The sequence below is a fragment of the Kosakonia sp. YIM B13588 genome, from assembly GCF_042788165.1.
In the GTDB taxonomy this organism is placed as follows: Bacteria; Pseudomonadota; Gammaproteobacteria; order Enterobacterales; family Enterobacteriaceae; genus Kosakonia; species Kosakonia sacchari.
Genome location: NZ_JBHZPO010000013.1, coordinates 100,443 through 123,997, shown reverse-complemented (window position 1 = coordinate 123,997; position 23,555 = coordinate 100,443). Strand labels below are relative to the sequence as shown.

The 23,555-nt window shown below is 54.6% G+C and carries 24 protein-coding genes and 1 pseudogene; 20 read left to right on the top strand and 5 right to left on the bottom strand.

Annotation, left to right across the window (positions count from 1 at the left end):
* Positions 1-94 precede the first annotated feature (94 nt).
* Complete coding sequence (locus ACFX4U_RS19745) at positions 95-460, top strand: DUF2500 domain-containing protein (protein ID WP_305734779.1); 366 nt, start codon at positions 95-97, stop codon at positions 458-460.
* A gap of 24 nt (positions 461-484) precedes the next feature.
* On the opposite strand, the gene ACFX4U_RS19740 is transcribed toward ACFX4U_RS19745, so the two are convergent.
* Complete coding sequence (locus ACFX4U_RS19740; protein WP_025263811.1) at positions 485-754, bottom strand: DUF1145 family protein; 270 nt, start codon at positions 752-754, stop codon at positions 485-487.
* Entirely contained in the window at positions 744-1,346 is a 603-nt protein-coding gene (gene rsmD / locus ACFX4U_RS19735) for a 16S rRNA (guanine(966)-N(2))-methyltransferase (protein ID WP_313507951.1), read from the bottom strand. Before rsmD ends, ACFX4U_RS19740 begins: the two co-directional genes overlap by 11 nt.
* Positions 1,347-1,535: 189 nt before the next feature.
* Here rsmD and ftsY point away from each other — a divergent pair, with 189 nt between their 5' ends.
* From ftsY to ACFX4U_RS19705, 6 genes are all read left to right on the top strand, one after another.
* The gene (gene ftsY / locus ACFX4U_RS19730) at positions 1,536-2,906 is read left to right on the top strand and encodes a signal recognition particle-docking protein FtsY (RefSeq protein WP_313507950.1); all 1,371 of its coding nucleotides are present in this window, start codon (positions 1,536-1,538) and stop codon (positions 2,904-2,906) included.
* Between the two features lie 2 nt (positions 2,907-2,908).
* Positions 2,909-3,577 (top strand): cell division ATP-binding protein FtsE, encoded by a 669-nt coding sequence (ftsE, locus tag ACFX4U_RS19725; RefSeq protein WP_017459577.1) that lies wholly within the window; start codon positions 2,909-2,911, stop codon positions 3,575-3,577.
* Complete coding sequence (gene ftsX / locus ACFX4U_RS19720) at positions 3,570-4,628, top strand: permease-like cell division protein FtsX (RefSeq protein WP_200551336.1); 1,059 nt, start codon at positions 3,570-3,572, stop codon at positions 4,626-4,628. The genes ftsE and ftsX overlap by 8 nt, the downstream gene beginning before the upstream one ends.
* A gap of 267 nt (positions 4,629-4,895) precedes the next feature.
* A complete protein-coding gene (rpoH, locus tag ACFX4U_RS19715) occupies positions 4,896-5,753 on the top strand; it encodes an RNA polymerase sigma factor RpoH (protein ID WP_017459575.1) in 858 nt (285 codons plus the stop codon).
* Positions 5,754-5,989: 236 nt separating this feature from the next.
* Complete coding sequence (locus tag ACFX4U_RS19710) at positions 5,990-7,255, top strand: 4-aminobutyrate--2-oxoglutarate transaminase (RefSeq protein WP_313507949.1); 1,266 nt, start codon at positions 5,990-5,992, stop codon at positions 7,253-7,255.
* Between the two features lie 241 nt (positions 7,256-7,496).
* Positions 7,497-8,600, top strand: a complete 1,104-nt coding sequence (locus ACFX4U_RS19705) for a branched-chain amino acid ABC transporter substrate-binding protein (protein ID WP_305734782.1) — start codon at positions 7,497-7,499, stop codon at positions 8,598-8,600.
* Between the two features lie 235 nt (positions 8,601-8,835).
* Here the strand turns inward: ACFX4U_RS19705 and panM are convergent, their stop codons facing one another.
* The gene (gene panM, locus ACFX4U_RS19700; RefSeq protein ID WP_313509938.1) at positions 8,836-9,219 is read right to left on the bottom strand and encodes an aspartate 1-decarboxylase autocleavage activator PanM; all 384 of its coding nucleotides are present in this window, start codon (positions 9,217-9,219) and stop codon (positions 8,836-8,838) included.
* Positions 9,220-9,706: 487 nt separating this feature from the next.
* On the opposite strand from panM, the gene livK reads away from it, so the two are divergent.
* The 12 genes and pseudogenes from livK to ugpQ all read left to right on the top strand — a co-directional run bounded on the left by livK (position 9,707) and on the right by ugpQ (position 20,506).
* Positions 9,707-10,816: a high-affinity branched-chain amino acid ABC transporter substrate-binding protein LivK gene (gene livK, locus ACFX4U_RS19695; protein WP_313509936.1), complete on the top strand. Its 1,110-nt coding sequence runs from the start codon at positions 9,707-9,709 to the stop codon at positions 10,814-10,816.
* Between the two features lie 54 nt (positions 10,817-10,870).
* Positions 10,871-11,797 (top strand): high-affinity branched-chain amino acid ABC transporter permease LivH, encoded by a 927-nt coding sequence (gene livH, locus ACFX4U_RS19690; RefSeq protein WP_017459570.1) that lies wholly within the window; start codon positions 10,871-10,873, stop codon positions 11,795-11,797.
* Positions 11,794-13,071 carry a high-affinity branched-chain amino acid ABC transporter permease LivM gene (locus ACFX4U_RS19685; RefSeq protein ID WP_313509932.1) on the top strand — a complete coding sequence of 426 codons (1,278 nt, stop codon included), beginning with the start codon at positions 11,794-11,796 and terminating at the stop codon, positions 13,069-13,071. The genes livH and ACFX4U_RS19685 overlap by 4 nt, the downstream gene beginning before the upstream one ends.
* Positions 13,068-13,835 (top strand): high-affinity branched-chain amino acid ABC transporter ATP-binding protein LivG, encoded by a 768-nt coding sequence (livG, locus tag ACFX4U_RS19680; protein WP_017459568.1) that lies wholly within the window; start codon positions 13,068-13,070, stop codon positions 13,833-13,835. Before ACFX4U_RS19685 ends, livG begins: the two co-directional genes overlap by 4 nt.
* Before the next feature lies 1 nt (position 13,836).
* Complete coding sequence (gene livF, locus ACFX4U_RS19675; RefSeq protein ID WP_017459567.1) at positions 13,837-14,550, top strand: high-affinity branched-chain amino acid ABC transporter ATP-binding protein LivF; 714 nt, start codon at positions 13,837-13,839, stop codon at positions 14,548-14,550.
* 287 nt (positions 14,551-14,837) lie between these two features.
* Positions 14,838-14,906 (top strand): annotated as a pseudogene (locus ACFX4U_RS19670) (DUF5431 family protein); the annotation flags it as partial.
* The gene (locus ACFX4U_RS19665; protein ID WP_231943034.1) at positions 14,875-14,973 is read left to right on the top strand and encodes a Hok/Gef family protein; all 99 of its coding nucleotides are present in this window, start codon (positions 14,875-14,877) and stop codon (positions 14,971-14,973) included. The pseudogene ACFX4U_RS19670 and the gene ACFX4U_RS19665, both read left to right, overlap by 32 nt.
* Before the next feature lie 307 nt (positions 14,974-15,280).
* A complete protein-coding gene (gene ugpB, locus ACFX4U_RS19660; protein ID WP_313509929.1) occupies positions 15,281-16,597 on the top strand; it encodes a sn-glycerol-3-phosphate ABC transporter substrate-binding protein UgpB in 1,317 nt (438 codons plus the stop codon).
* A gap of 99 nt (positions 16,598-16,696) precedes the next feature.
* Positions 16,697-17,584 carry a sn-glycerol-3-phosphate ABC transporter permease UgpA gene (gene ugpA / locus ACFX4U_RS19655; RefSeq protein WP_305734786.1) on the top strand — a complete coding sequence of 296 codons (888 nt, stop codon included), beginning with the start codon at positions 16,697-16,699 and terminating at the stop codon, positions 17,582-17,584.
* Entirely contained in the window at positions 17,581-18,426 is an 846-nt protein-coding gene (gene ugpE / locus ACFX4U_RS19650; protein ID WP_313509924.1) for a sn-glycerol-3-phosphate ABC transporter permease UgpE, read from the top strand. The genes ugpA and ugpE overlap by 4 nt, the downstream gene beginning before the upstream one ends.
* 269 nt (positions 18,427-18,695) lie before the next feature.
* Entirely contained in the window at positions 18,696-19,769 is a 1,074-nt protein-coding gene (locus ACFX4U_RS19645) for a sn-glycerol-3-phosphate import ATP-binding protein UgpC (protein ID WP_200551350.1), read from the top strand.
* The gene (ugpQ, locus tag ACFX4U_RS19640; protein WP_313509921.1) at positions 19,766-20,506 is read left to right on the top strand and encodes a glycerophosphodiester phosphodiesterase; all 741 of its coding nucleotides are present in this window, start codon (positions 19,766-19,768) and stop codon (positions 20,504-20,506) included. The genes ACFX4U_RS19645 and ugpQ overlap by 4 nt, the downstream gene beginning before the upstream one ends.
* Here ugpQ and ACFX4U_RS19635 read toward each other — a convergent pair.
* Positions 20,503-20,916 carry a DUF2756 family protein gene (locus ACFX4U_RS19635; RefSeq protein WP_313509918.1) on the bottom strand — a complete coding sequence of 138 codons (414 nt, stop codon included), beginning with the start codon at positions 20,914-20,916 and terminating at the stop codon, positions 20,503-20,505. The two genes, ugpQ and ACFX4U_RS19635, sit on opposite strands and share 4 nt — an antisense overlap.
* 120 nt (positions 20,917-21,036) lie before the next feature.
* Here ACFX4U_RS19635 and ggt point away from each other — a divergent pair, with 120 nt between their 5' ends.
* Entirely contained in the window at positions 21,037-22,797 is a 1,761-nt protein-coding gene (gene ggt, locus ACFX4U_RS19630; RefSeq protein WP_313509916.1) for a gamma-glutamyltransferase, read from the top strand.
* A gap of 33 nt (positions 22,798-22,830) precedes the next feature.
* Here the strand turns inward: ggt and yhhY are convergent, their stop codons facing one another.
* Positions 22,831-23,322, bottom strand: coding sequence for an N-acetyltransferase (yhhY, locus tag ACFX4U_RS19625; protein ID WP_017459558.1), 492 nt, complete (start codon positions 23,320-23,322; stop codon positions 22,831-22,833).
* Positions 23,323-23,555 lie beyond the last annotated feature (233 nt).

The window sequence follows — 23,555 nt, the reverse complement described above, 5'->3', positions numbered from 1 at the left end:
CTCTCTTACTCAGTGTAGTGGCGGGAAAAGGAGGATGACAACGCTATTTCCGCCGCGATAAGCTCAATTCCGCTTTTTCCGACAGGTATTCGCCATGAGTAAACCACCGCTTTTTTTCATTATCGCTATTGGATTGATTGTGGTTTTTGCCTCTTTCCGCTTTGTACAGCAGCGGCGCGAAAAAGCCGAAAACGATAGTGCGCCGCAGCAGCAAAAAAGTGTGGTGGTGTGCAACAAGCGGGAAAAACCGCTTAATCCGCGCCGTTCGCGCCAGCAACAGGTTACGCCAGCGGGAACCGCCATGCGTTATGAAGTGAGTTTTAAACCGCAAACCGGCGGGGCGGAGATGCGTTTTCGTCTGGATGAGCAGCAATATAATGCGCTGACGGTGGGCGACAGAGGCGTGCTGCGTTACCAGGGCTCGCGCTTTGTGGACTTTACGCCGGAAGCAGCCCGGTAAGCAGTACGCTACCGGGCGATGGGACTACTTCTTCTCTTTTAATTTCTTCTGCCAGATAAGCAGCTCAAACACGCCGAAGAGAAAAACACGGATCTGCTCCGCTTTGCTCATCTGCGGGCCGTCTTTCGGCAGTGCCGTTTTCAGCATGGTGGCTTGCAGCGCATGCATAAAAACGGTGAAGACAAGCGCGACGTTAACGAAAATATTCAGCGGACGCGGAAAGGGCTTAATCAGGTTCAGGATCAGAAACGCCCAGATGCAGAGCATCAACAGACGCCCGAGGTTAATCAACAGCGGCATGCTTCTCTCCTTGTGCTTCGCGGTGATACAAACGATATGCTACCTGCCCGGCGACTTTTTCCCGATGCAGTTGCCAGTGAGCGGGTACGGGCGGTAATCCATTTTCAACTTCGCTTTCGATATAGACCAGCGCGTCATCGGCGAGCCAGCCGTTGTTTTCCAGCAGGCGTACGGTCTCTTCCAGCATCCCTTTACGAAACGGTGGATCGATAAACGCAATATTGTGCGGCGTGCCGGGATTGGCTAAAAACGTCAGCGTGTTGGTGTTGACCACTTTCGCGTTAGCTGCTTTTAGCGTGGCCAGGTTTTGCTGCAACTGCTGGGCAACGCTGCGCTCCATTTCCAGCAAGGTTGCGCTGGCGGCATAGCGCGAGAGCGCTTCCAGCCCCAGCGCACCGCTGCCGGCGAAGCAATCGAGACAGTGGGCGTCTACCATTGACGGTGCCAGCCAGTTGAATAAAGTTTCACGCACGCGATCGGTGGTCGGGCGCAGGCCGGGGCTATCCGGAACCGGTAATTTACGGCCCCGCCACTGGCCGCCAATAATGCGGATCTGGCCGGTGGCGACGCGGGTAGGTTTCTTCATGGTTATCGCTTTGCTCATCATTTCGACCTGCTATTCTAGCGGTCTGTCGAATGACGTTAAACCCTAATCCTCAAGCCGTGATGCAAGTTGAGGAAAGTGGTAGACTATCCGACTAATTAACAAATGTTTTCAGTCCCGGCCGTGCAGACGGGCTGCGCCATGAAACAATAGCGAGGAGTGTGGTCGCCAATGGCAAATGAGAAGAAACGTGGCTTTTTTTCCTGGCTTGGCCTTGGGCAGAAAGAGAAGGCTGAAGAGGCGCAAACCGAACAGCAACCTGTAGCTGAGCAGCCGGTTGAAGAAACCCCGGTTGCCGAGCCAGCAGCCGACAGCGAAAAATTCGCCGAAGAAATTGTCGAAGTCAGCGAGCAACAGGTGCACGAAGAGGTGCCGGCGGAAGCTGTCATCGAAGAAAGCCCGGCGGTTATCGAACATGAAGAACTGCCGTTGCCGGAAGAGGTGGCTGAGCAGGAGATCGGTGCAGAAGAGTGGCAGACGGAAGCTGAACCGCTGGAAGAAGATGATGTTCCTCTAAGCGACGAAGAGCTGGACGCGCAAGCGCTGGCCGCCGAAGCGGCGGAAGAAGCGCTGGTTGTCGTGCCGGTTGAAGAATCCGTGCAGGAGCAGGAAAAACCGACAAAAGAAGGTTTCTTCGCGCGCCTGAAACGCAGCCTGCTTAAAACCAAAGAAAACCTCGGTTCCGGATTTATCAGTCTGTTCCGTGGGAAAAAGATCGACGATGATCTGTTTGAAGAACTGGAAGAGCAGTTGCTGATTGCCGATGTTGGTGTGGAAACCACGCGCAAAATCATCACCAATCTTACGGAAGGCGCGAGCCGCAAGCAGTTGCGCGATGCGGAAGCACTTTATGGTTTGCTGAAAGATGAGATGAGCGAGATCCTCGCCAAAGTCGATGAGCCGCTTAACATCGAAGGCAAAACCCCGTTTGTGATTTTGATGGTTGGCGTTAACGGCGTGGGTAAAACCACCACCATCGGTAAACTGGCGCGCCAGTTTGAGCAGCAAGGGAAATCGGTGATGCTGGCGGCGGGCGATACCTTCCGTGCCGCTGCCGTTGAGCAGCTTCAGGTTTGGGGCCAGCGCAACGATATCCCGGTGATTGCCCAGCATACCGGCGCGGATTCCGCTTCGGTGATTTTCGATGCCATCCAGGCGGCGAAAGCGCGCCATGTGGATGTGTTGATTGCAGATACCGCAGGCCGCTTGCAAAACAAAGCGCACCTGATGGAAGAGTTGAAGAAAATTGTCCGCGTGATGAAGAAGCTGGACGAAGACGCGCCGCATGAAGTGATGCTGACGATTGATGCCAGCACCGGGCAAAATGCCATTAGCCAGGCCAAACTGTTCCACGAGGCTGTCGGCTTAACCGGCATTACGCTGACCAAACTTGATGGCACCGCCAAGGGCGGCGTTATTTTCTCGGTGGCGGATCAGTTTGGCATTCCTATCCGCTACATCGGCGTCGGCGAACGTATTGAGGATTTACGTCCGTTTAATGCGGGCGATTTTATAGAGGCACTTTTTGCCCGAGAGGATTAACAATGATTCGCTTTGAACACGTCAGCAAAGCCTATCTCGGTGGGAGACAAGCGCTGCAGGGGGTGACATTTCACCTGCAGCAGGGCGAGATGGCCTTTCTGACCGGGCATTCCGGTGCGGGGAAAAGTACCCTGCTGAAGCTGATTTGTGGGATTGAGCGGCCAAGCGCCGGGAAAATCCTCTTCGGCGGTCACGATATTACCCGTTTGAAAAACCGGGAAGTGCCGTTTTTGCGTCGTCAAATCGGGATGATTTTCCAGGATCACCACCTGCTGATGGACAGAACCGTGTTCGATAACGTGGCGATCCCGCTGATTATCGCGGGTGCCAGCGGTGATGATATTCGCCGTCGCGTTTCGGCGGCACTGGATAAAGTCGGGCTGCTCGACAAAGCGAAAAGCTTCCCGATTCAGCTCTCCGGCGGTGAACAACAGCGCGTGGGGATTGCCCGCGCGGTGGTGAACAAACCGGCCGTGCTGCTGGCGGATGAACCGACCGGTAACCTGGATGAAGCGCTGTCTGAAGGGATTTTACGTCTGTTTGAAGAATTTAACCGCGTAGGGGTAACGGTGCTGATGGCAACGCACGATATCGGGCTGATTTCTCGTCGTTCATACCGCATGCTGAGCCTGAGCGACGGTCATTTGCATGGAGGCCTGGCGGGTGAATAAGCGCGATGCACTAAACCACATTCGGCAGTTTGGCAGCAAATTAGACCGTTTTCGTAAATCGTCTGCGTCCTCCAGCGAGGGCAATCGCAATGCGCCGCGTCGCGGCAAAGCGCCAGTTAAAGCGCCTTCGCGTAAGAGTAACGTTTTTAACGAGCAGGTACGCTACGCCTGGCACGGTGCGTTGCAGGATCTGAAAAGCAAACCACTGGCGACGCTCCTGACGGTGATGGTCATTGCCATCTCCCTGACGCTGCCCAGCGTCTGTTACATGGTCTACAAAAACGTTAATCAGGCGGCGTCGCAGTACTATCCGTCGCCGCAGATCACCGTCTATTTCGATAAAGCGCTGGATGACAACGCGGCGCAGCAGGTGGTGGGCCAGCTCCAGTCCGAACAGGGCGTGGAAAAGGTGAACTACCTGTCGCGTGAAGATGCGCTGGGCGAGTTCCGTAACTGGTCCGGGTTTGGCGGCGCGCTGGATATGCTCGAAGAGAACCCGCTGCCCGCCGTGGCGGTGGTGGTACCGAAACTCGATTTCCAGAGTACGGATTCGCTGAACACATTGCGTGACCGCATTTCCCGCATTCAGGGTATTGATGAAGTGCGCATGGATGACAGCTGGTTTGCGCGGCTGGCGTCGCTGACTGGCCTGGTCGGGCGCGTGGCTGCCATGATTGGTGTGTTGATGGTTGCGGCTGTGTTTTTGGTCATCGGCAATAGCGTGCGACTGAGTATTTTCGCCCGTCGCGATACCATTAACGTGCAGAAACTGATTGGTGCAACGGACGGTTTTATCCTGCGCCCGTTCCTCTACGGCGGCGCGTTGCTCGGTTTCTCCGGCGCGTTTTTATCGCTGATCCTGTCGGAAATCCTGGTGATGCGCTTGTCGTCGGCGGTGACGGAAGTGGCGAAGGTATTCGGCACGCAGTTTGAGCTGAGCGGGCTGTCGTTTGACGAATGCTTGCTGCTGTTGCTGGTGTGCTCGATGATTGGCTGGATTGCCGCCTGGCTGGCAACGGTTCAACATTTACGTCACTTTACTCCGGACTAAAAAATCTCTGATATACTCCTTCCCTGCACGTGAAGTATTCCCGTAGCAGGGAAGCGTAATACCCCTTCTGAGGTTCCTTGCTCCGGTTTATCATCCTGATGTCACATTTTGTGCGTAATTTATTCACAGACCTACAAGGAACTTGTGGATAAAATCACTGTCTGATAAAAATGTGAATGCTATTCTCGTTGCTCAAAAGCGCTGGCATGTTTGTTGCCTGATGGGGACAGACCGCCGCCAGCTGATAAGTGAATTGAGAGGATTTGAATGACCAAAGAAATGCAAACTTTAGCTTTAGCCCCTGTTGGTAACCTGGAATCTTACGTCCGGGCTGCGAACGCATGGCCGATGTTGACGGCTGATGAAGAGCGGGCACTGGCTGAAAAGCTGCATTACCAGGGCGATCTGGAAGCAGCGAAAAAGCTGATTCTGTCTCACCTGCGCTTTGTTGTTCATATTGCTCGTAACTACTCGGGCTATGGTCTGCCGCAGGCGGATCTCATCCAGGAAGGTAACATCGGCCTGATGAAAGCCGTTCGCCGCTTCAACCCGGAAGTGGGTGTGCGCCTGGTCTCTTTCGCCGTGCACTGGATCAAAGCTGAGATCCACGAGTATGTGCTGCGCAACTGGCGTATCGTGAAAGTCGCGACCACCAAAGCTCAGCGTAAGCTGTTCTTTAACCTGCGCAAAGCTAAACAACGTCTTGGCTGGTTTAACCAGGACGAAGTGGAAATGGTCGCCCGTGAACTGGGTGTGACCAGCAAAGACGTGCGTGAAATGGAGTCGCGTATGGCGGCGCAGGACATGACGTTTGATATGTCTTCCGATGACGATGCGCACGACAGCCAGCCGATGGCACCGGTGCTCTATCTGCAGGATAAATCATCTAACTTTGCCGATGGCATTGAAGATGATAACTGGGAAGAGCAGGCGGCCAACAAGCTGACCGATGCGATGCAGGGTCTCGACGAACGTAGCCAGCAGATCATCCGTGCCCGTTGGCTGGACGAAGATAACAAGACCACCTTGCAGGAGCTGGCCGATCGCTACGGTGTGTCCGCTGAGCGTGTGCGTCAGCTTGAAAAGAACGCAATGAAAAAACTGCGCGCCGCTATCGAAGCGTAAGCGTATTGCAGTGAATAAGCCGGGTCGGCGCAAGCCTTACCCGGCTTTTTATTATCTGAATTATCCAGTCACCACCACTTTCACACCATCAAGCATTCATTTGGCTTCTGTCACAACGCGGCAGGGAAGCTGTCCTGTCGGTGTCCCTGCGCTTGCGCGAGACTGAGTAAAACATCGCTTTATCAAAGGCGCTATATACTTGGTAAGCGGGCATACACAGACAGGGGGCAATCAAGGTGAAGAACAACGAATTGAATCAGCGCCGTTTACAGGCGACGCCGCGTGGCATCGGGGTCATGTGCGGTTTTTACGCTGAAAAAGCGGAAAACGCGACGCTGTGGGATGTGGAAGGGAACGAAGTGATCGACTTTGCCGCCGGGATCGCGGTGCTTAACACCGGGCACCGCCATCCAAAAGTGATGGCGGCGGTGGAAAAACAGTTACAGGCATTTACGCATACCGCTTACCAGATTGTTCCTTACGAAAGCTATGTCTCGCTGGCGGAACGTATTAACGAACGCGTACCGATTGCTGGTCCGGCGAAAACGGCGTTTTTCTCGACTGGCGCAGAAGCGGTGGAAAACGCCGTTAAAATTGCCCGCGCCTATACCAAACGCCCCGGAATTATTACCTTTGGCGGCGGGTTCCACGGTCGCACCTTTATGACCATGGCGCTCACCGGCAAAGTTGTGCCGTATAAAATTGGATTCGGCCCATTCCCCGGTTCGATTTACCACGCTCAGTATCCCAACGCGCTACATGGTGTAAGCAGCGAAGAGGCGTTGAAAAGCCTTGAGCGTATTTTTAAAGCGGATATCGCGCCGGATCAGGTGGCCGCCATTCTGCTGGAACCTGTGCAGGGCGAGGGCGGTTTTAACGTCGCACCGAACGATTTTATGCAGGCGCTGCGCACGTTGTGCGATAGCCATGGCATTCTGCTGATCGTTGACGAAGTGCAGAGCGGTTTTGCCCGCACCGGCAAGCTTTTTGCCAGTGAGTATTATGATGTGAAACCGGATTTAATCACCATGGCGAAAAGTCTGGCCGGTGGTTTGCCGCTTTCGGCGGTGGCTGGGCGTGCGGAGGTGATGGATGCGCCTGCGCCGGGTGGTTTGGGCGGCACTTATGCGGGCAATCCGCTCGCTATCGCGGCGGCGCATGCGGTGCTGGATGTGATTGAAGAAGAAAACCTGTGCGAACGGGCTAACCATCTCGGCCAGCATCTGGTGGAAGTGCTAAACCGCGCAAAAGCGCAGTGCCCTTATATTGCTGATATTCGAGCACAGGGCTCCATGGTGGCGGTGGAATTTAACGATCCGCAAACCGGCGCGCCGTCGGCTGAATTTACTAAACAGGTGCAGGAAAAAGCGCTGGCGGACGGGCTGTTGCTGCTGAGCTGCGGAGTTTACGGCAATGTTATTCGCTTCCTCTACCCGTTAACCATTCCGGAAGTTCAGTTCCGCAAGGCGCTGGATATTATCTCCCAGTCGCTGACACACTAATTATTCAGCCGCCTGATGGGCGGCTTTCTCATTTTCTGTCATCAGTCTGTCGTACAACCTTCAAAATTGTTATTCCATATTCTGAAAAATGGGGTATGTTTTAGCAGAGTATGCTGCTCAGGCACCGGCAGAACGGTTAAAAACTACTATCATATTCTTTGCTTATGACAATAAGTGAAATAATGTGCCACACAACAACATCACAACAAATGCAATAACCATAACAATGGGGAAACTCAGGATGAAAATGAAGGGCAAAGCGTTACTGGCAGGATGTATTGCGTTAGCAATGAGCAACGTGGCATTCGCCAAAGATATCAAAGTTGCCGTTGTCGGGGCGATGTCCGGTCCGGTTGCGCAGTACGGTGACCAGGAGTTTACCGGTGCGGAACAGGCTATCGCCGATATTAATGCCAAAGGCGGGATTAAAGGCGACAAACTGGTTGCGGTAAAATATGACGATGCCTGTGACCCGAAACAAGCGGTGGCGGTCGCCAACAAAGTGGTCAATGATGGCATTAAATACGTTATCGGCCACCTCTGCTCCTCTTCTACCCAGCCGGCGTCTGATATCTACGAAGACGAAGGCATTCTGATGATCACGCCTGCGGCGACAGCGCCTGAGCTGACCGCGCGTGGTTACAAACTGACACTGCGCACCACCGGTCTGGATTCCGACCAGGGCCCGACCGCAGCGAAATACATTCTGGATAAAGTGAAGCCGCAGCGCATCGCCGTTATCCATGACAAACAGCAGTACGGTGAAGGCCTGGCGCGTGCAGTGCAGGACGGGCTGAAAAAAGGCGGCGCGAACGTGGTGTTCTTTGACGGTATCACTGCCGGTGAGAAAGACTTCTCTACGCTGGTTGCGCGCCTGAAAAAAGAGAACATCGATTTTGTTTACTACGGCGGTTATCACCCGGAAATGGGGCAGATCCTGCGTCAGTCTCGCGCCGCGGGTCTGAAAACCCAGTTTATGGGGCCGGAAGGCGTGGCGAACGTTTCCCTGTCTAACATCGCCGGTGAATCCGCAGAAGGTATGCTGGTCACCAAACCGAAAAACTATGATCAGGTGCCGGCGAACAAACCGATTGTGGATGCGATCAAAGCGAAGAAACAAGATCCAAGCGGCGCGTTTGTCTGGACCACTTACGCTGCGCTGCAATCGCTGGCTGCAGGCCTGGGGCAGTCTGCCGATCCGGCGGCTATTGCAACCTGGTTGAAAGGCCATTCAGTGGATACCGTAATGGGGCCGCTGTCCTGGGATGCGAAGGGCGATCTGAAAGGCTTTGAGTTTGGTGTGTTTACCTGGCATGCGAACGGTACAGCGACTGACGCAAAGTGATTTTCTAAGCTGACCTCCGCCTTTCGCGGCGCAGAGGCGTTAGCTGCATTCGCTCACCCCGGTCGGTCACTTACTTCAGTAAGCTCCCGGGGATGAGCGAACTTACCGCCTTCCTGCGATGCGAAAGTCCAGGTCAGAAGTAATTGAAAAAGCCGGGAGAATCCCGGCTTTTTTTCTTTTTTTGACGACGGGTCTGATAAGCGTCGCGCCACCAGTCACATCCACAGCGCGGGCTTTACCGTTTTTCCCAGCCGTTTTCCTGCGCGGTAAATCCCAGTCTCTGGGTGAAAGCAGCCATTACGGCCCGGTCTTCGACGCCGATATCGGCTATCCACCAACTGGTGATCGACGGGTTATCACGCATCACTTCTTCCACCAGATATTGCCCCACGCCGCGACGACGCGTGATATCGCGCACACGCAGGGAATCCAGCGCCCCTTCGACGTCGAGTAGTGTCACGCGAACGGCTGCTAACAAACGGTCATTAAAACGCGCCGCGTAGATGCGGTGAGTGTCATCCACGTCAAGCGATGCAGAGGAGTATTCCGGCCAGACTTTCGCTAAATCAATATGATCCTGTTCGGTGAAGGTCACCAGCCGGACGATAGTCAATTTCATGTACAGCTTGTCCAAAACGCAAAACATAGTGTGAGTGTAATCAATTTCGCATGGCAGGGTTTGATCGTTTTTTATTTTTCATTCGACAGGTGAATAATTTTGCCGCAGCGGTTGGCGTAGTGTTAAACATTGGAGATATAAAAACCGGCAGGATTTTAACCTAAGTGGTAGCGTTTTATTCCGCTTTATGTGCCGTTATTTTATGCTGGCGTCGAGGCTTTTTTTGTTTATCTCGGAAGAAATACAGAATATTATCTCTGCTTAATAGCCTGAAAAATAGAGGATTTAGTCTGGTTTTTGCTAAAAAACTGCGCTAAACCATTAAAGGCACTGGTAAAAAAAGCGTTGTGCATTAAAAGTACAGAATGCTTTTTAACCATAATAAAACAAAATTATTACACGAATAATTCAGGCTACAGCAAGCCAACGTTCCGGCTGCCTGAGGCAGGAAGTGTAAACACGACATCACGAATGGGGATTTACAACAATGAAAAGGAACGCGAAGACATTAATCGCGGGGATAGTAGCACTTGCGATGTCTCACGCGGCCATGGCGAAGGATATTAAGGTAGCGGTTGTCGGTGCGATGTCCGGTCCGGTTGCCCAGTGGGGCGATATGGAGTTCAACGGTGCGCGCCAGGCTATCCACGATATTAACGCTAAGGGCGGGATCAAGGGCGACAAACTGGTCGCCGTGGAATATGACGACGCCTGTGACCCAAAACAAGCCGTTGCCGTGGCGAACAAAATCGTCAATGCCGGTGTGAAATATGTAATTGGCCATCTTTGCTCATCATCTACACAGCCCGCATCGGACATCTACGAAGACGAAGGTATCCTGATGATCACGCCCGGCGCGACCAACCCGGAGCTGACGCAGCGCGGCTATCAACACATTATGCGTACCGCCGGGCTGGACTCCTCGCAAGGGCCGACCGCCGCGAAGTACATCCTGAACACCGTGAAACCGCAGCGTATTGCCATTATTCACGATAAGCAGCAGTACGGCGAAGGCCTTGCACGCTCCGTGCAGGAAGGGCTGAAAGCAGGCGGCGCGAATGTGGTGTTCTTCGACGGTATCACCGCCGGTGAGAAGGATTTTTCTGCGCTGGTGGCGCGTCTGCAAAAAGAAAATATCGACTTTGTCTACTACGGTGGTTACTACCCGGAGATGGGACAAATCCTGCGCCAGGCGCGCGCCAGCGGTCTGAAAACCCAATTTATGGGGCCGGAAGGCGTGGGCAACGCTTCGCTGTCGAATATTGCGGGGACAGCGGCAGAAGGCATGCTGGTGACGATGCCGAAGCGTTATGACCAGGATCCGGCGAACCAGAGTATTGTCGATGCGCTGAAAGCCGAGAAGAAAGATCCGAGCGGTCCGTATGTGTGGATCACCTACGCCGCCGTGCAATCGCTGGCCACCGCGCTGGAGCGCACCGGCAGCAGTGAGTCGCTGGCGCTGATTAAAGATTTAAAAGCCAACGGGGCTAAAACCGTGATTGGGCCGCTGAACTGGGATGAAAAAGGCGATCTGAAAGGATTTGAATTCGGTGTCTTCCAATGGCACGCCGATGGTTCGTCGTCCGTGGCGAAATAACTGTCATCCCTCTCCCGGGGCGCAATGTTCCGGGAGATTTTAGAAGGTTACGTTATGTCCGAGCAGTTTCTCTATTTCTTGCAGCAGATGTTTAACGGCGTCACGCTGGGAAGCACCTATGCATTGATCGCCATTGGTTACACCATGGTTTACGGCATTATCGGCATGATCAACTTCGCCCACGGCGAGGTCTACATGATCGGCAGTTATGTCTCCTTTATGATCATCGCCGCGCTGATGATGATGGGTATCGACTCCAGCTGGCTGCTGGTCGCAGCCGGTTTCGTCGGTGCCATTATCATTGCCAGCGCTTACGGCTGGAGTATCGAACGGGTGGCGTATCGCCCGGTGCGCAGCTCCAAGCGACTGATTGCGCTGATCTCCGCCATCGGTATGTCTATCTTCCTGCAAAACTATGTCAGCCTGACCGAAGGTTCCCGCGATGTGGCGCTGCCAAGCCTGTTTAACGGCCAGTGGGTTGTCGGCAGCAGTGAACACTTCTCGGCAAGCATTACCACCATGCAGCTGGTTATCTGGATTGTAACGTTTGTGGCTATGCTGGCGCTGACGCTGTTTATCCGCTATTCCCGCATGGGGCGCGCCTGCCGCGCCTGTGCGGAAGACCTGAAAATGGCAAGCCTGTTGGGTATCAACACTGACCGCGTTATCGCGCTGACCTTTGTGATTGGTGCAGCGATGGCGGCGGTTGCGGGCGTACTGCTTGGCCAGTTCTATGGCGTTATCAACCCGTATATCGGTTTTATGGCCGGGATGAAAGCGTTTACCGCTGCGGTACTGGGCGGAATCGGTAGCATTCCAGGCGCAATGATCGGCGGCCTGATTCTGGGTGTCGCAGAATCTCTCTCTTCGGCGTATCTGAGCACCGAATACAAAGATGTGGTGTCGTTCGCGCTGTTGATTGTGGTGCTGCTGGTAATGCCGACCGGCATCCTCGGTCGCCCGGAGGTTGAAAAAGTATGAAACCGATGCATTTTGCGATGGCGCTGCTGTCGGCGGCGATGTTTTTCGTGCTGGCGAGCGTCTTTATGGGCGTTCAACTGGAGCTGAACGGCACCAAACTGGTGGTTGATACTGCGGCGGATATTCGCTGGCAGTGGATCTTTATCGGCACGGCGGTGGTGTTTTTCTTCCAGTTGCTGCGGCCTGTTTTGCAGAAAAGCCTCAAGGGTGTTTCCGGTCCGAAATTCGTGCTGCCGGCAATTGATGGCTCTACGCTCAAACAGAAGTTGTTCCTGTTGGCGCTGCTGGTGATTGCAGTGGCGTGGCCATTTGTCGTTTCACGCGGCACGGTGGATATCGCCACCATGACGATGATCTATATCATTCTCGGCCTCGGGCTGAACGTGGTGGTCGGGCTTTCCGGTTTGCTGGTGCTGGGTTACGGCGGTTTCTATGCCATCGGCGCATATACCTTCGCACTGCTCAACCACTATTACGGTCTGGGTTTCTGGACGTGCCTGCCATTGGCGGGGCTGGTTTCCGCTGCCGCGGGTTTCCTGCTGGGCTTCCCGGTGCTGCGTCTGCGCGGTGATTACCTGGCGATTGTGACGCTTGGCTTCGGCGAAATCGTCCGCATTCTGTTGTTGAATAACACCGAAATTACTGGCGGTCCGAACGGTATCAGCCAGATCCCCAAACCGACCCTGTTCGGACTGGAGTTCAGCCGCACCGCCCGTGAAGGGGGTTGGGATACTTTCAGCAACTTCTTTAACGTGCCTTACGACCCCAGTGACCGCGTGGTGTTCCTCTACCTGGTTGCGCTGCTGTTGGTGGTGCTGACGCTGTTTGTGATTAACCGTCTGCTGCGCATGCCGCTGGGGCGCGCGTGGGAAGCGCTGCGCGAAGATGAAATCGCCTGCCGCTCGCTCGGCCTGAACCCGACACGCATTAAGCTGACGGCCTTTACCATCAGCGCCGCGTTTGCCGGTTTTGCCGGTACGCTGTTTGCCGCGCGCCAGGGCTTTGTCAGCCCGGAATCGTTCACGTTCGCCGAGTCCGCATTTGTGCTGGCGATTGTGGTGCTGGGCGGTATGGGGTCGCAGTTCGCGGTGATCCTTGCGGCTATCCTGCTGGTGGTTTCCCGCGAGTTGATGCGTGACTTTAATGAATACAGCATGTTGATGCTGGGTGGTTTGATGGTACTGATGATGATCTGGCGTCCGCAAGGCTTGCTGCCGATGACCCGTCCGCAGTTGAAATTGAAAAACGGGCAAGCGAAAGGAGAGCAGGCATGAGTCAGCCACTGTTATCCGTAAACGGTTTGATGATGCGCTTTGGCGGTCTGCTGGCTGTCAACAATGTGTCGTTAGAGCTGCGCCCGCAGGAGATCGTTTCGCTGATTGGCCCGAACGGCGCGGGCAAAACCACCGTGTTTAACTGCCTGACCGGTTTCTATAAACCGACGGGCGGCACCATTATGCTGCGTGATCAGCACCTGGAAGGGTTGCCGGGACAGCAAATCGCCCGTATGGGCGTGGTGCGGACTTTCCAGCATGTGCGTCTGTTTCGCGAAATGACGGTGATTGAAAACTTGCTGGTAGGACAGCATCAGCAGCTCAAAACCGGGGTTTTCTCAGGCCTGTTGAAAACACCGGCGTTTCGCCGCGCGCAGAGTGAAGCGCTGGATCGCGCCGCAACCTGGCTGGATCGCATTGGTTTGTTAGCGCACGCTAACCGGCAGGCCAGCAACCTCGCTTATGGCGATCAGCGCCGTCTGGAGATTGTGCGCTGCATGGTGACGCAGCCGGAAATCCTGATGCTCGATGAACCGGCGGCCGGTCTGAACCCAAAAGAGACCAAAGAGCTGGACGAGCTGATTGTCGAGCTGCGTAACCATCACAACACCACCATCCTGCTGATTGAGCATGATATGAAGCTGGTGATGGGGATTTCCGACCGGATTTATGTCGTGAACCAGGGCACGCCGCTGGCGAACGGGACGCCGGAAGAGATTCGTAACAACCCGGACGTGATCCGCGCATACCTTGGTGAGGCCTAAGATGGAAAACGCGATGTTATCTTTTGACAAAGTTAGCGCTCACTACGGCAAAATCCAGGCACTGCATGATGTCAGTCTGCATATTAACCAGGGCGAGATCGTGACGTTGATTGGTGCCAATGGCGCGGGGAAAACCACGCTGCTCGGCACGCTGTGCGGCGATCCGCGCGCCAGCAGCGGGCGCATTGTGTTTGATGGCAAAGACATTACCGATTGGCAGACGGCGAAAATTATGCGCGAAGCCGTGGCCATTGTGCCGGAAGGCCGCCGCGTCTTTTCGCGGATGACCGTGGAAGAGAACCTGGCGATGGGCGGTTTTTTCGCCGACCGCGAGCAGTATCAGACGCGTATTCAAAGGGTTTATGAACTGTTTCCGCGCCTGCACGAGCGCCGCATTCAGCGCGCTGGCACCATGTCCGGCGGCGAGCAGCAGATGCTGGCGATTGGTCGCGCACTGATGAGCCAGCCGCGTTTGTTACTGCTGGATGAACCTTCGCTAGGTCTTGCGCCGATCATTATTCAGCAAATCTTCGACACCATTGAACAACTGCGCAAAGAAGGAATGACCATCTTCCTGGTGGAGCAGAACGCCAACCAGGCGCTGAAGCTCGCCGATCGCGGGTATGTGCTGGAAAACGGCCATGTTGTGCTGGAAGACACCGGCGATGCATTACTGGCGAACGAAGCGGTGCGCAGCGCTTACTTGGGCGGGTAACTTATTGATGTAATAGCATTTAAACCGGTCTCGCAAGGACCGGTTTTTTGTCTTAAAAACGTTTTCCTGCGATGCGACCAGACGGTTTGATGGGATATGATGCGGGTGGCGCTTGAGGCTTTTTGCCTCATGACGGTAAAAAGTTGTGCGGCAGAAAGAAGAAAGCCCCGAAGGTCATTTTTCAATTAACCAACGAGGCCTGTCTATATGCTCGACACATGTAGAGTAGCCTCTTACCCGCCGAAAGGCAAGGAGCCGCAGGTTATGAAGCTACCGCAAGGAACCCTTATCTGGTGCGTGTTTATCGTGTGTTTCACACTGCTGATATTCACGTATTTGACACGAAAATCGCTGTGCGAAATTCGTTACAAAGATGGGTTCCGCGAGGTCGCGGCTTTCATGGCTTACGAATCCGGTAAGTAGCAACCTGGAGGCAGGGATAAATCCCTGCCTTTTCAGGGGAAATGGTGATGTGTATACCTCTTAGCGCCTTTACAAAGGGCTTCTCTGTTTAACAGGGAAGCCCTTTTTCCTTTCAAAACGCGACGGCACCACCCATTAACCGCCATTTTTCCTTCACCGTACCATCATCCTGGCGACATTTTCCTGACGCCTGGCTGTCGTCTATTTGTAATTAAATGGTTATTTTTCTGTAATTCGAGCATGTCATGTTACCTCGCGAGCATAAAAACGCGTGAAATCGCGCATCCGCATAACAAGAGAGAGCACAATGACAACGTTACGACATACAGCTTTGGGTCTGGCGATGGGGTTAGTCTTTGCAGGCAACGCCATGGCGGTCACCACCATTCCGTTCTGGCATTCGATGGAAGGGGAGTTAGGTAAAGAAGTTGACTCCCTGGCGCAACGTTTCAATGACACCCACCCGGATTACAAAATCGTACCCATCTATAAAGGCAACTACGAGCAGAGCCTGAGCGCGGGTATCGCGGCCTTCCGTACCGGTAATGCACCGGCGATTTTGCAGGTTTATGAAGTTGGTACCGCCACCATGATGGCGTCTAAAGCAATCAAACCGGTCTACCAGGTGTTTAAAGACGCGGGCATCAACTTTGATGAAAGCCAGTTTGTGCCGACCGTTGCGGGTTACTACACCGATTCTAAAACGGGTCATTTGCTCTCTCAGCCGTTCAACAGCTCTACGCCAGTGCTGTATTACAACAAAGATGCCTTTAAAAAAGCGGGCCTGAACCCGGATCAGCCGCCGAAAACCTGGCAGGATCTGGCTGAGTACACCGCTAAGCTGAAAGCTGCCGGGATGAAATGCGGTTACGCCAGCGGCTGGCAGGGCTGGATCCAGATTGAAAACTTCAGCGCCTGGCATGGTCTGCCGGTTGCTACCAAAAACAACGGCTTTGATGGTACCGACGCGGTACTGGAGTTCAACAAGCCGGAGCAGGTAAAACACATCGCCATGCTGGAAGAGCTGAACAAAAAAGGCGACTTCAGCTACTTCGGGCGTAAAGATGAATCCACTGAGAAGTTCTATAACGGCGACTGCGCCATTACTACTGCCTCTTCTGGTTCGCTGGCGGATATTCGCCATTACGCCAAATTCAATTATGGCGTTGGCATGATGCCGTATGACGCCACCGTGAAAGGTGCGCCGCAGAACGCCATCATTGGCGGCGCAAGCCTGTGGGTGATGCAGGGTAAAGATAATGCCACTTACAAAGGCGTTGCCCAGTTCCTCGACTTCCTGGCGAAACCGGAAAACGCAGCGGAATGGCACCAGAAAACCGGCTATCTGCCGATCACTACCGCAGCGTACGATCTGACGCGTAAAGAGGGCTTCTATGACAAGAACCCGGGCGCAGATATCGCTACGCGTCAGATGCTGAACAAGCCGCCGTTGGCATTCACTAAAGGTCTGCGTCTGGGCAACATGCCGCAGATCCGTACCATTGTTGATGAAGAGCTGGAAAGCGTGTGGACCGGTAAGAAAAGCCCGCAACAGGCGCTTGATTCCGCCGTTGAGCGTGGTAACCAGTTGCTGCGTCGCTTCGAGCAGTCAACCAAGTCTTGATGTAGCGCTTTGCCGGGGAAGATGCACTTACCCGGCAGACAAATACGGCCTACTTAACGGTAGGCCGTTGCTATCCGGCCTATCTGAAAAGAGTTGCTTATGTCCTCATCCCGTCCGGTGTTTCGTTCGCGCTGGCTCCCGTACCTGTTAGTTGCACCGCAGCTGGCGATCACCATTATTTTCTTTATCTGGCCTGCGACTGAAGCGCTGTGGTATTCGGTACAAAGTGTTGATCCGTTCGGCCTCTCCAGCCAGTTTGTCGGACTGGATAATTTCGTCGCGCTGTTTCACGACAGCTATTATCTGGACTCTTTCTGGACCACCATGCGCTTTAGCGCGTGGGTGACGTTCAGCGGCCTGCTGGTTTCACTGTTTTTCGCCGCGCTGGTGGACAACGTGGTGCGCGGCAGCCGCATTTATCAAACGCTGATGCTGTTGCCGTACGCCGTTGCGCCAGCGGTTGCCGCTGTGCTGTGGATTTTTCTCTTTAATCCCGGGCGTGGCTTGCTTACCCATTTTCTGGCGCAGTTTGGCTATGACTGGAACCACGCGCAAAACAGCGGTCAGGCAATGTTCCTCGTGGTTTTTGCTTCGGTATGGAAGCAGATCAGCTACAACTTCCTGTTTTTCTTTGCCGCCTTGCAGTCGATTCCACGCTCCCTGGTTGAAGCCGCCGCCATTGACGGTGCCGGGCCGATCCGCCGCTTCTTTAAATTGTCGCTGCCGCTGATTGCGCCGGTCAGTTTCTTCCTGCTGGTGGTTAACCTGGTGTACGCCTTTTTCGACACCTTTCCGGTGATTGACGCCGCGACAGCAGGCGGTCCGGTTCAGGCGACGACGACACTGATTTATAAAATTTACCGCGAAGGTTTCGCCGGGCTGGATCTCTCCGCGTCCGCAGCGCAGTCGGTAGTGCTGATGTTTCTGGTGATAGTGCTGACGGTTGTCCAGTTCCGTTATGTTGAAAGTAAGGTGCGCTACCAATGATTGAGAATCGCCCCGGACTGACATTGTTCAGCCATATCATGCTTATTCTCGGGATTGCGGTGGTGCTATTTCCACTGTATGTCGCCTTTGTAACGGCGACGCTGGATATCAACGCCGTTTACGACACGCCAATGACGCTTGTCCCCGGCACCCATTTGTGGGAGAACCTGCGCAACATCTGGGTCAACGGTATAGGCGCGAATAGCGCACCGTTCTGGTTGATGCTGACCAACAGCTTCATCATGGCGTTGGTCATCACCGTCGGCAAAATCGCTGTGTCGATGCTCTCGGCCTTCGCCATTGTCTGGTTTCGCTTCCCGCTGCGTAACCTCTTCTTCTGGATGATCTTCTGTACGCTGATGCTGCCGGTTGAGGTGCGTATTTTCCCCACTGTGGAAGTGATAGCGAACCTGAAAATGCTCGACAGTTATACCGGTTTGACGCTGCCGCTGATGGCCTCTGCCACAGCAACGTTCTTGTTCCGCCAGTTCTTTATGACCTTGCCGGACGAGTTGATGGAAGCGGCGCGAATTGATGGCGCATCGCCAATGCGTTTTTTCCGCGACATTGTGTTGCCGCTGTCAAAAACCAACCTCGCGGCGCTGTTCGTCATCACCTTTATCTACGGCTGGAACCAGTATTTGTGGCCGCTGCTGATCATTAGCGATATCAATCTTGGCACCGCCGTGGCGGGGGTAAAAAGCATGATTGCCAGCGGTGAAAGCACCACGCAATGGAACCAGGTCATGGCAGCTATGTTGCTGACGTTGATCCCCCCGGTCGTTATCGTTTTAGCCATGCAGCGAGCGTTTGTGCGTGGCCTGGTCGACAGTGAGAAGTAGGTTGTATCCCTTGATTGTGCGTGACGTCGACGCTGAGCCGAAACCGCGTAATCAAGGCGGAGGATGATGGACATAGTGGGCCTATGTCCAAATCCGACAACGCAGAGTACGCGGTTTCGGCACGCGTCCCGAAGGGCTGGGGCCATTTTTGCCCAAAGCTGCGTTACTCGCGTTTTATTTGGGCCCACCAAACTTCGCCGCTCGCGCCTTGCCTTGGGCAAAAATGGCCGCCAGCGACGTTCACGAACAATCAAGAGATGCAACCTTATATGGCAGGATTAAAATTACAAGCGGTCACCAAGAGTTGGGACAGCGGCAAAACCCAGGTGATCCAGCCGTTGACGCTGGATGTCGCCGACGGCGAGTTTATTGTGATGGTTGGCCCCTCGGGCTGCGGTAAATCAACGCTGCTGCGTATGGTCGCAGGCCTGGAGCGCGTAACCAGCGGGGATATCTGGATTGATACCCAGCGCGTCACCGAGATGGAGCCCAAAGATCGCGGTATCGCGATGGTGTTCCAGAACTATGCGCTCTACCCGCACATGAGTGTGGAAGAGAACATGGCGTGGGGGCTGAAAATTCGCGGCATGGGCAAAGAGCATATCGCCGGGCGTGTCGCGGAAGCGGCGCGTATTCTTGAATTAGACGGTCTGTTAAAACGTCGCCCGCGCGAACTCTCTGGCGGCCAGCGCCAGCGTGTGGCGATGGGCCGTGCGATTGTCCGCGATCCGGCGGTATTTCTCTTCGATGAACCGCTTTCCAACCTCGATGCCAAGCTGCGCGTGCAAATGCGCCTCGAGCTGCAACAGCTGCATCGCCGCCTGAACACCACTTCGCTGTATGTTACTCACGATCAGGTGGAAGCCATGACGCTGGCGCAACGTGTGCTGGTGATGAATAAAGGTGTGGCGGAGCAAATCGGTACGCCGGTTGAGGTGTATGAAAAGCCTGCCAGCCGCTTTGTAGCGAGCTTTATCGGCAGCCCGGCGATGAACCTGCTTGATGGTCGTATCAGTAGCGCTGGCACGCACTTTGAGCTGGAGAGCGGCATGGCGCTGCCGATCAACTGGTACTATCGCGGGTATGCAGGCCGCAAGATGACGCTGGGTATCCGCCCGGAACATATTGCGCTAAGCTCACAGGCCGCAGGCGGTGTACCGCTGGTGATGGACACGCTGGAGATCCTCGGCGCGGATAACTTAGCACATGGTCGCTGGGGCGAGCAGAAACTGGTAGTGCGTTTGTCGCATCAAGATCGCCCGACGGCGGGCAGCACGTTGTGGCTCCATCTGCCGGAAAATCACCTGCACTTATTTGATGGTGAAACAGGACAACGAGTATGAGCAACTGGCCATATCCCCACATTGTCGCCCATCGCGGCGGCGGTAAACTGGCGCCGGAAAACACACTGGCCGCCATTGATGTTGGCGCGCGTTACGGGCATACGATGATTGAGTTTGATGCCAAGCTGTCGAAAGATGGGCAGATTTTCCTGCTGCATGACGACAACCTGGAGCGTACCAGTAACGGCTGGGGTGTCGCGGGCGAGCTGGCGTGGAACGATCTATTAAAAGTGGATGCGGGTGGCTGGTTCAGCGGTGAATTCAAAGGCGAACCGCTGCCACTGCTTTCTGAAGTGGCCGATCGCTGCCGCCAGCACGGCATGATGGCGAATATCGAAATTAAACCGACCACCGGCACCGGGCCGCTGACCGGTAAAGTGGTGGCGCTGGCTGCGCGCGAGTTGTGGGCAGGAATGACACCGCCGCTGCTTTCATCGTTTGAAATTGACGCGCTGGAAGCGGCACAACAAGCTGCGCCGGAACTGCCGCGCGGTCTGCTGCTTGATGAGTGGCGCGATGACTGGCAGGCGCTCACTGAGCGGCTGGGCTGCGTGTCGATCCATCTGAACCATAAACTGCTGGATGAAGCCCGCGTGCGTATGCTGCGCGATGCGGGCTTGCGCATCCTGGTCTATACCGTCAATCAACCCGCGCGGGCGGCGGAACTTCTGCGCTGGGGCGTTGACTGTATCTGTACCGATAAAATCGACGATATCGGGCCGCACTTCCAGTACTAAGGTGTTGTCGACGGCGATGTGCTTTGCAGCATGTCGCCGTTTTGCGTTTGCGGCAGCATATGTTGCTGCGTCATACCGCTGCTAGTTGTTCCCCCGCTGAGCATCCCGGCGCTGTTGTTGGGAAGCACTTGCTGGCCGCCGGGATTGAGCTCCCCCGGCTGCGCCTGCCTTACCCGTTGGGAATTGTTGTTCATCTGCGTCTGTAATTGTTGCTGTTGCAGCTGGGTTTGCGTCTGCATCTGCTGTTTCAGCATTCCTTGATGTTGCTGCTGCTGGTTGAGCATCTGTGTCTGCATCCGCTGCTGGCTTGGGATCACATACCCCGGCTGGTGTGGATCATTGGTGGTGTTTAATGACTGTGCGAAGGCGCTAAGGGGCAGCAGCGCCGCCAGAATCAGTAATCGTTTCATCGTCCTGTCCTCCATTGAGGTTTCCTATCAGTTTACTCGCTTTCATTCGTGACAATGCATTTTTAAGAGTTGTGAACCAGGCTTAAGCGGGGACTGTAGCCCTTACTCGGGAGAACGACGATGATGAAACAGAAGTTTGCGCGTTGGCTGGCGATTGCCGCGCTAATGGCGGGAGGATGTTTTGGCGTTGCGGCGGCACCGCCAGAAGGGCAGGCAACCGCGCCACCTCCGGTGTCTTACGGGGTTGAAGCCGATGTCTTTCATCCTGTTGTAGCGAAACAGGGCATGGTTGCCTCGGTGGATGAAACCGCCACGCGCGTCGGTGTCGATATTCTTAAGCAGGGCGGTAACGCGGTGGATGCCGCCGTAGCAGTCGGTTACGCGCTGGCGGTCACGCACCCGCAGGCGGGTAATCTTGGCGGTGGCGGCTTCATGCTGATTCGTAGCAAAGAAGGGAACGTTACGGCGATTGATTTCCGTGAAATGGCACCCGCTGGCGCAACACGCGATATGTTTCTGGACGAACAGGGCAACCCGGACAGTAAAAAATCCCTGACTTCCCATCTGGCGTCCGGCACGCCCGGCACCGTTGCGGGTTTCTCGCTGGCGCTGGAAAAGTACGGCACACTGCCGCTGAACAAAGTGGTGCAACCGGCCATCAAGCTGGCGAAACAGGGCTTTGTGGTGAACGATGCGCTGGCAGGTGATTTGAAAACCTATGGCAGCGAAGTGTTGCCCAACCACGAAACCAGCAAAGCCATTTTCTGGAAAGATGGCGAACCATTGAAAAAGGGCGACAAGCTGGTACAAAGCAATCTCGGCAAAAGCCTGGAGATGATTGCGGAGAAAGGCCCGGATGCCTTCTACAAAGGCGCGATTGCTGAGCAAATTGCCCAGCAGATGAGCAAAAACGGCGGGCTTATCACCAAAGAGGATTTAGCCAACTACAAAGCCGTAGAGCGCACGCCGATAAGCGGCAGCTATCGCGGTTACGAGGTTTACTCCATGCCACCGCCCTCATCAGGTGGAATTCATATCGTGGAGATCCTCAATATCCTGGAAAACTTCGATCTGGCGAAGTATGGCTTCGGCAGTGCGGATGCGATGCAGGTGATGACCGAGGCGGAGAAATATGCCTATGCCGACCGTTCGGAATATCTGGGCGATCCGGACTTTGTCAAAGTGCCGTGGCAGGCGTTAACCAACAAAGAGTACGCCAAATCGATTGCCGCGCAGATTGATGTCAACAAAGCTCGACCCTCCAGCCAGATCCGCCCCGGTAAGCTGGAACCTTACGAAAGTAACCAAACCACGCACTACTCAGTGGTGGATAAAGACGGCAATGCGGTTGCGGTCACTTATACGCTGAATACGGTGTTCGGCACCGGGATTGTTGCTGGCAACACCGGCATTCTGCTGAATAACGAAATGGATGATTTCTCTGCCAAACCGGGCGTGCCGAATGTCTACGGGCTGGTGGGCGGCGATGCGAATGCGATTGGGCCGGGCAAACGTCCGCTCTCTTCAATGTCGCCAACCATTGTACTGAAAGATGGCAAAACCTGGCTGGTCACCGGCAGCCCCGGCGGTAGCCGAATTATCACCACGGTGCTGCAAATGGTGGTGAATAGCATCGATTTTGGTATGAATGTCGCCGAAGCTACTAATGCGCCGCGTTTTCATCATCAATGGCTGCCGGATGAACTGCGCGTCGAGAAAGGCTTTAGCCCGGACACGTTAAAACTGCTTGAGCAGAAAGGGCAAAAGGTGGCGGTGAAGGAAGCGATGGGCAGTACGCAGAGCATTATGGTCGGGCCGGACGGTACGCTGTATGGCGCGTCGGATCCGCGTTCGGTGAATGATTTAACCGCCGGATACTGAATAGATCCTCTCCCCGTTGGGGAGAGGATATTTTTAGCCTTTCATACGCGCCATAAAGTACGAATCAACAAATTCGCCGTTACGCAGCGCATAGCGCTTACCGGTGCCTTCGATTTCAAAACCAAACTTGCGATACACCGCCAATGCCGGAGCGTTATCGACAAATACCGTCAGCTCAATGCGTTCAATGCGCAGCCAGTTATCGCACAGGTTAATCATCTCACGCATCAGCGCGCTGGCGACGCCACGGTTCTGGAAGGCGGATGAAACCGCCATGCCGAATATCGCCACATGGCTGCGGCGCGGGTTTTGTTCCACCATTAACGTCAGGTTTCCGGCGACTTGCTCGTCAATGCACGCGACCAACTGGCGGCGACCGGGTTGCGGCTTCAGGCGATCTTCCCACAGTTCAGCAGGGGGATGAGGTAGCTGTAGCAGGTTATGGTACACCTCGGGTTGCGCATAAAACTGACGTAAAGATTCTGCATCGCGCGCTTCGGCATGGCGTACCACTATCTCACTCATCCTGCTTCTCCTGTTGATGGGGTAGATGATTACCTTCCTGGCTTTCTGGCGAAGCGTCAACTGCCATTTTTTGCAAAAAAAAGTGGACAAGTGCGAATGATAATGATTATTATTGCCATGCATTCAGGGAAACCGTTGCGGTAATCCTGAAAGCACGACATTGCTCACATTGCTTCCAGTATTTCTTAGCCAGCCGCGTGCTGGCTTTTTTTTGCCTGCGATTTGCCTTCCCG